4 protein-coding genes and 1 pseudogene are annotated in these 6,969 nt (G+C 74.9%); 1 reads left to right on the top strand and 4 read right to left on the bottom strand.

Annotated elements, in window-relative coordinates:
• Together manB and ACFYZ4_RS14490 are read right to left on the bottom strand one after the other, a co-directional pair.
• Nucleotides 1–731 (bottom strand): annotated as a pseudogene (manB, locus tag ACFYZ4_RS14495) (phosphomannomutase/phosphoglucomutase); the annotation flags it as partial.
• An 80-nt stretch (nt 732–811) separates the two neighbouring features.
• Nucleotides 812–1,186 (bottom strand): DUF3499 domain-containing protein, encoded by a 375-nt coding sequence (locus ACFYZ4_RS14490; protein ID WP_030716567.1) that lies wholly within the window; start codon nt 1,184–1,186, stop codon nt 812–814.
• A gap of 93 nt (nt 1,187–1,279) precedes the next feature.
• Here ACFYZ4_RS14490 and ACFYZ4_RS14485 point away from each other — a divergent pair, with 93 nt between their 5' ends.
• Entirely contained in the window at nt 1,280–1,756 is a 477-nt protein-coding gene (locus ACFYZ4_RS14485) for a metallopeptidase family protein (RefSeq protein WP_362860254.1), read from the top strand.
• Nucleotides 1,757–1,808: 52 nt separating this feature from the next.
• Here ACFYZ4_RS14485 and ACFYZ4_RS14480 read toward each other — a convergent pair whose 3' ends face one another.
• Complete coding sequence (locus tag ACFYZ4_RS14480) at nt 1,809–3,293, bottom strand: DUF5719 family protein (RefSeq protein ID WP_390784010.1); 1,485 nt, start codon at nt 3,291–3,293, stop codon at nt 1,809–1,811.
• A complete protein-coding gene (locus ACFYZ4_RS14475) occupies nt 3,290–6,946 on the bottom strand; it encodes a glycosyltransferase family 2 protein (protein ID WP_390784009.1) in 3,657 nt (1,218 codons plus the stop codon). Before ACFYZ4_RS14475 ends, ACFYZ4_RS14480 begins: the two co-directional genes overlap by 4 nt.
• Nucleotides 6,947–6,969 lie beyond the last annotated feature (23 nt).

Genomic DNA, 6,969 nt, shown 5'->3' with positions numbered 1-6,969 from the left:
AAGGCGATACCCAGATCCGCGCCCTCCGCCAGCACCCGCGCCTGCAAATCCACGATGTTCTTCGGATCCAGCGGGTTCGCCTCGTGGTTGGGGAAGGTGCCGTCCAGCTCGAAGTACATCGGGACCAGGTCCAGCGGCAGGCCCTCGAACACGGTCGGGACGGTGTGACCGCCCATGCCGTTGCCCGCGTCCACCACCACCTTCAGCGGACGGATCGCCGACAGATCCACCAGACCCCGCAGGTGCGCCGAATACCCCGGCAGGCTGTCCAGCTCAGTCACCGTGCCCGGGACAGTGCCGGCCGGGATCGCCGGGGCGCCCGCCTCCGACCACTTCTCCACCAGCTCACGGATCTGCGACAGACCCGTGTCCTGACCCACCGGAGCCGCACCCGCACGACACAACTTGATGCCGTTGTACTTCGCCGGATTGTGCGAGGCCGTGAACATCGCACCCGGCAGGTTCAACGAACCGGAGGCGTAGTACAGCTGATCCGTCGAGCACAGACCGATCAGGGTCACATCCACCCCGCGCGCGGCCGCACCCCGCGCGAACGCAACCGACAGACCCGGCGACGACGGCCGCATGTCATGACCGATCACGATCGCCGAAGCACCCGTCACCTCCACGAACGCACCACCGAACAGCTCCGCCAAGGACTCGTCCCACTCGTCCGGCACGACGCCACGCACGTCATACGCCTTGACGATGTTCGAAAGATCTGCGGCCACTGCCTGCCCTCCTGAGGTTCTGTGCGGTTCGGCGGCAAACCTACCTTGAACCAGGAGCGCCTTCCGAGGCGATCGGGGCGTCAGGAATCGGGCGATCTCAGGACGCGCAGGTGTCCACGACGGGTCTCGCCGGTGGCCGGGCGGCCCTGGCCGGAGCCGCCGGCCTCGGCCGCGCGCCCGGGCGGGCGGGCGGCTTCGCGGACCGCGTTGGCGAGGGCTTCGAGGTCGTCGCCACTGGGGCGGGACGGCCCGGAGCCGTCGGACAGGCGGACGACGTCCCAGCCGCGCGGGGCGGTCAGGCGCTCCGAGTGCTCGGCACACAGGTCGTAGCAATGAGGTTCGGCGTAGGTGGCGAGCGGGCCGAGAACTGCGGTCGAATCGGCGTAGACGTACGTCAGTGTCGCGACGGCAGGGCGGCCGCACGCGGTGCGCGAACAGCGACGTACAAGGCTCACGACGTTGGACGGTACCGCACTCTTGACCGGGCCGCGACGACTCCACCGCCGCTCGCTCCCCCGTGTCGTCCTCGGAGCTACCCTGCGGGGGTGATGGACACCCCTCTGCCTCCCTGCCCCGGCGAGCCCCCCGCAGGGGCCCCCACCGAGCCGCGTCCGCGCCGGCGGGACCGGCACGGACGCGGGATGCGCGGGCCGGTGGCCCCTCCTCAGGTGCCGCTGTCGGCGAGCCGGGCGGAACTGTTCGGGGACCTCGTACGGGATTCCGTGGAGCGGCTGGAGCGGCGCTGGCCGCAGCTGGGCGAGGTGGAGTTCCTCGTCGGTGACGTCCCCGGTCCGCCGGGTGGCGCGGACGGCGGCTGGAACGACGAGGCGGTGCCGCTGGGTGCGGTGTCGGAGTCGCGCGAGGGCCGGCCGGCCCGGGTGGTGGTCTTCCGGCGGCCGGTGGAGATCCGCACGAAGACGCGGGACGAGAAGGCGATGCTGGTCCACGAGATCGTGGTGGAGCAGGTGGCGGAGCTGCTCGGGCTGTCGCCCGAGACCGTGGATCCGCGGTACGGGCAGGAGTGACGGAGGCGGGGACCCCCAGGGGGTCCCCGCCTCGTCGTCCGGTGGAGCCGGGTTACCTGGTCAGGACCGAGAGGTCCTGGGCGGCCCGGGGGACGGTGACCGTGGAGTGGTCGTCCGACAGGGTCTGGACGGTGAACATCGCGATGCCGTCGGCCGGGAGGGACAGCGTGCGGGCCGCGTGGACCGGGCCGCCCGAGAGGGTCTCGACGGTGAGCGCGTAGGAGCCCTTGCCGCCGGCCGGGGCCAGGGACAGCGTCTGCGTGGTGCCGGCCTTGACCGTGACCTCCTGGGAGGCCGGCTCGCCGCCGCCGGTGCCCGGCGAGGCCGTCACCTTGACCTTGGCGTCGGCGGCGGGGGCGGTCAGCGACAGCACGGTGGTGTTCTCCTCGGGCCGGTTGTCGGCCACGGTCGCCCGTGTCCCGACCGGTCCGGCGGCCGGGACGAAGCCGAGCTCCTGCTTGGCGCCGCTGCCGCGGACCACCCGTACCGCCGCGACGACCGGGGCGGCCTTCTTGGCGTCGACCGGGCCCAGCAGCAGCGAACCGGGCTCGCCGCGGGTCAGGTCCTTGAGGTCCAGGACGGCCGTCATACCGGCCTTGACGTGCAGCTGTTCGCTGCCCGCCGGGCTGATCGCACCGCCGGGCGCGGCCAGGCGCACCTTCAGGTCGGCGTCCTCCTCGCCCGGTACGAACGCCACGAGCCGTACGGAGGCTGCGTCGGCCGGGATGCCCGGCAGCACCAGCGAGCCCGCCGGGTCCGTGGAGGCCGGCAGCCAGTCGGCGCCCACGCCCTCCTCGGCGACCTGCACCGAGGCGCCCACCCGGCCCGCGCGGGTCGTCACGTGGGCGGTGGCGTCGGCGAGCTGGGCGCCCGGGACGAGGGAGGAGAGCAGGACGGTCTTGGTGGACTTGGGGTCGACGCGGATGTTCTCGCTGGCGCCGCCCTCGGGCTTGGCCAGTCCGTCCGGGCCGAAGAGCTTGATGTCGACGATGGCCGCGGCGTCGTCGGGGTTGGTGAGGTGGACGTAGTCCTCGCGGCCCTTGGCCGTGCTCACCGCGGGGAACCAGAAGTCGGTGCCGGGCGCGGTGCAGCCGACGCCGAGCACGCCGCGGGCGCGGCCGACCGAGACCTTGGTGGTCAGCTGGGCCGTCCAGCCGGGGGCGAGGGCCCCGTCGGCGCTGCCGGTGAGGGCGGGCGCGTCGGCGCCGTTGGCGGTGGCCCCGACGGGCTTGCCCGGTTCCTTGGCCTCCAGCACCGGCTTGGCGTCCTTGGTCGCGCCGAGCAGCCGGGCCGAGCCCTTGCCCTCTCCGGCGGGGGCGCCCGGGGTGAAGGAGGTGTACGTGGTCTCCGCGATGTCCGAGGAGCTGGGCCCCGGGCACACCAGCAGGGACCGCTCCACCGGCATCCGGGCCGCGGCCGCCGCCTTGCCGTCGGCGGTCTTGCCGTCGGCGGCGGGGGCGGTGAGGGCGGCGATGCCGGCGAGGGCGGCCAGCGCCGCGGTCACGGCGGCCAGCGTCAGGGGTGCGCGCTGCTTCACTGCTGGGTGCTCCCGTCGGGACGCGGGTCGTGCGGTGCGTGGGGGTCGTACGGTGCGTGGGGGTCGTACTGCTCGTACTGCTCGTACTGCTCGTACGGGTATTGCTGCTGGTACGGGGCCTCGTAGGCCTGCTGTCCCGGCTGACCCGGCTGCCCTTGCTGTTCCGGCTGCCCTTGCTGTCCCTGCTGGTCGTATCCCGGGTACTGCTCGTACGGGATCGGCTGCTGGGGCTGCGCCTCGTAGGAGTAGCCGCCCTGGTCGCCGTAGGCCTGGTAGGCGTACGTCTCCTCGCCGTAGACCGGCTGCGCCGGGATCTGCGCGTACGGGTCGGCGACCGCGGCGGTCTCCACCGGTACGGGGGCGGGCTCGGCCTCGGCGCGCAGCCGGCGGGCGCGGCGGCCCTCGCCGGCCTCGCCCGGGCCGGGCTGGGACGGGATCGCGGCCTCCTCCTCGGGCAGGTCGTCGTCGAGCTGGGCGCGGCGGCCCGGCAGGGCCATCACCAGCAGGACCAGGGCGAGGAGGCCCTGTGCCCAGTACCAGGCGCTCTGCAGGAGGGAGTCCTCGTGGACGAGGTCGAGGCGGCCGCCGGCGGCGGGCAGTTCGAAGCCCTGCGCCCAGCCGTCGAGGGTCTTCGCCTTGAGGGGCTTGCCGTCGAGGGTGGCCTGCCAGCCGGCGTCGGCGCGGTCGGCGATGCGCAGCACGCGGCCGGCCTCGCCGGAGGGGATCTTGCCGTGGGCTTCGACGGGTCCGGCGGCGACCGGGATCGGGGCCTCGCCCTGCTTGCCGGAGACGATGACGGCGCGCGGCAGCCAGGGTTCGACGCCCCACAGTGAGGTGCCGTCCTGCTGGTGGCGCCGGCTGAGGCCCGGGGTGGCGTCGAGGACGCGGCGGATCTCTTCGGGGCCGCCGGGGCGGAACATCACGAAGCGGATGGCGTAGGCGCTGAGCTGGCTGGACTGGTCGGCGCCGGAGCCGGCGACCAGGTTGGAGACGACCTTGTCGAGGCGGGCGTCGCCGCCGGTCCGGGCGGTGATCTCGGCGTCGCCGAGGCGGCCGCCGGAGCCGCGGACGAGGCTGTAGGAGACGGTGGCGGGCGGGTCCAGGTCGAGGATCAGGGTGCGGGTCTGGTTGTCGTCGCCACCGGCGTCGGCGACGAAGGCCGGGACCTGTACCGGGTCGCGGCGCTCCAGCGGGCCGTCGGCGCCGGCGATCATCCAGGTGGCGGCGGCGACCAGCGGGCCCGCGGCGGCGGCGAGGGCGATGAGCGCGGCCAGCGGCTGGCGCCAGCCGAAGCTGCGGGCGGCGACCCGCTCCTTGGCGCCGTCCGCGCCGAGCGCGGCGGCCGCGAGCAGGGCGAGTCCGTAGACGAGGGTGGCGGGGCCGGCCCAGGCGGTCCGGTTGGCGAGGACGGCGAGGAGCAGTGCGGCCAGGGCGGCGGCCCAGGCGGTGCGGACGGCGAACCGGCGGTCGGTGCGCAGCAGGGCGGCCAGTGCGGCGAGGACGATGCCGGCGAGGAGCAGGCCGGTGCCGGTGCCGGGGCCGCCGGGGTTGATGCCGAGCAGGTCGAGGGCGCCGGCGGCGCCGGTTCCGTAGGGCAGTCCGGCCTCTTGGAGGAGGCGGCCGGGGTGCGTGAGCAGGCCGATCGACCAGGGGGCGAGCACGAGCAGCGGGACGGCGAGGGTGGCGAGCAGCCGGGGGCCGTACGCCTTCCAGTGCGCGCGGCGCAGGACGAGTGCGGCGGTCCCGAGGAGGGCGGCGAGCGGCCAGACCACGGGGGTGAAGGCGGTGGCCAGGGTCAGCAGGAGCGTGTACGTCCACACCGCGCGCCGGCTGCCCCGCCTGTCGGCGGTCGACTCGTCGCCGAGGGCGAAGGCGGCGACGGCGGAGCGGGCGATGAGCGGGAGCACGACGGCGAGGACGGCGGTGCCGAGGCGGCCGCCGGCGAGGGCTCCGGTGACGGCGGGGAGGAAGGCGTAGGCGATGGCGGCCCAGGCGCGCAGCAGCCGGGACTCGACGAGGGGCCGGGAGGCGAAGTAGGCGGTGAGGCCGGCGAGCGGGACGGATCCGACGAGCAGCAGGGTCAGTGCGGCCTGGGTGGAGCCGAACAGCAGGGTGGCGAGGGCACCGAGGACGGCCAGGTAGGGGGGCGCGGCGGCGGTGGAGCCGGTGCCGACGGCCTGCCAGCCGTCGGTGTAGGCGCGCCAGAGGTCGGGGCCGCTGTCGGGGGCGGGCAGCAGGGCGCCGCCCATGAGGGAGCCGCCTCCGACGAGGCCGCGGCAGGCGGCGAGGGAGACGAGCAGGAGGAGGCCGAAGAGGACCGGCGCGGGGTTGCGGGCGATCCGCTTGAGGCGGGCGAAGCGTTCCTCGGCCACGGCGTAGTCGCCGTCCTCGCCGGGGGCGTTCAGGATGCTGCCTCCGCCGTGCCGGCCGGCGGGGGCGACGTCGGTGTCGCGGTCGCCGCCGAAGTAGCCGGCGAGCTGTTCCGCATTGGCCCGCAGGGAGGCTCCCGGCGGGGGGAAGAGCGGGCGCAGGTCGGCGGCGGGGACGGCGGGGCGGCGGCGGGCCTTGCGGGCGGCGAGGATCCGGCCGGGGCGCAGCAGGGTCGCGAGGAGGCCGGTGATCTCGTCGACGGCCTGGCCGGGGGCCTTGCCGATGAGGTAGGCGAGGGTGCGCAGGACGGTGCCGAGGAGGACGCGCAGCAGGACGTAGGGCAGGGCGCGGCCGGAGCTGTTGGCGAGGATGGTGTAGACGGCGCCGGCCTTGTCGACGCGGTGCGGGCCGGCCGCGGTGCGGCCGGCGCAGTCGACGGTGCGGCGTTCGCGGGCGGAGGCCTCGGCGTGGCGCAGTACGGCGTCGGGGGCGACGAGGACGGTGTGGCCGGCGCTCTGGGCGCGCCAGCACAGGTCGACGTCGTCGCGCATGAGGGGCAGGCGGCGGTCGAAGCCGCCGAGGTCGTCGTAGACGTCGCGGCGGACCAGCATGCCGGCGGTGGAGACGGACAGGACGGGGCGGACCTGGTCGTGCTGGCCCTGGTCCTGTTCCCGGCGGTCGAGTCCGGTCCAGCGGCGGCCGCTGCGGGCGATGGTGACGCCGGCTTCGAGGAGCTGCTTCTTGTCGTACCAGCCGCGCAGTTTGGGGCCGATGACGGCGGCGTCGGGGTTCTCCTCGGCGACGCGGAGCAGTTCGGTGAGGGCGTCGGGTTCGGGGGCGCTGTCGTCGTGCAGGAGCCAGAGCCACTGGACGGGTTCGCCGTGGGGGAGTTCGGGGAGGTCGTACGTGTCGTCGCGCCAGGTGCGGCTGACCGGATCCCAGCCGCTGGGGCGCTTGAGGTACGGGAGGTCCTCGGGGGTCAGGGTGCCCGCGCTCCGGGCGGATTCGTCCACGGCCGTACCGAATCCGGTGCGGCGGGCGAGGTGCAGGACGCGGTCGTCGCCGAGGGCCTCGGTGAGCAGCCGCGCGGATTCGTCCGCGCTGCCGGTGTCGGCGGCGATGTGGTTCTGCGCGGGGCGTTCCTGGCCGAGGAGGCCGGCGAGTGTCCGGGGCAGCCAGCGGGCGCCGTCATGGGCGACGAGGACCGCGGTGACTACGTGCCGGGGGAACTCGGGTGTGGCGGGGGCCTGGTGGGAGGCCGCCGACTGGCTGTGCAGGGACATCGCGCTACTGGCCCTCCGGCCTG

The sequence above is a fragment of the Streptomyces sp. NPDC001513 genome, assembly GCF_042894695.1.
Taxonomy (GTDB): Bacteria; Actinomycetota; Actinomycetes; order Streptomycetales; family Streptomycetaceae; genus Streptomyces.
The sequence above is the reverse complement of the archived record's forward strand: the minus strand, read 5'-3'. Positions and strand labels throughout refer to the sequence as shown.

Coding starts and splice junctions, on each gene's coding strand:
- ACFYZ4_RS14475 (WP_390784009.1), bottom strand. CDS start 6,946: ATGTCCCTGCACAGCCAGTCGGCGGCCTCCCACCAGGCCCCCGCCACA.
- ACFYZ4_RS14485 (WP_362860254.1), top strand. CDS start 1,280: ATGGACACCCCTCTGCCTCCCTGCCCCGGCGAGCCCCCCGCAGGGGCC.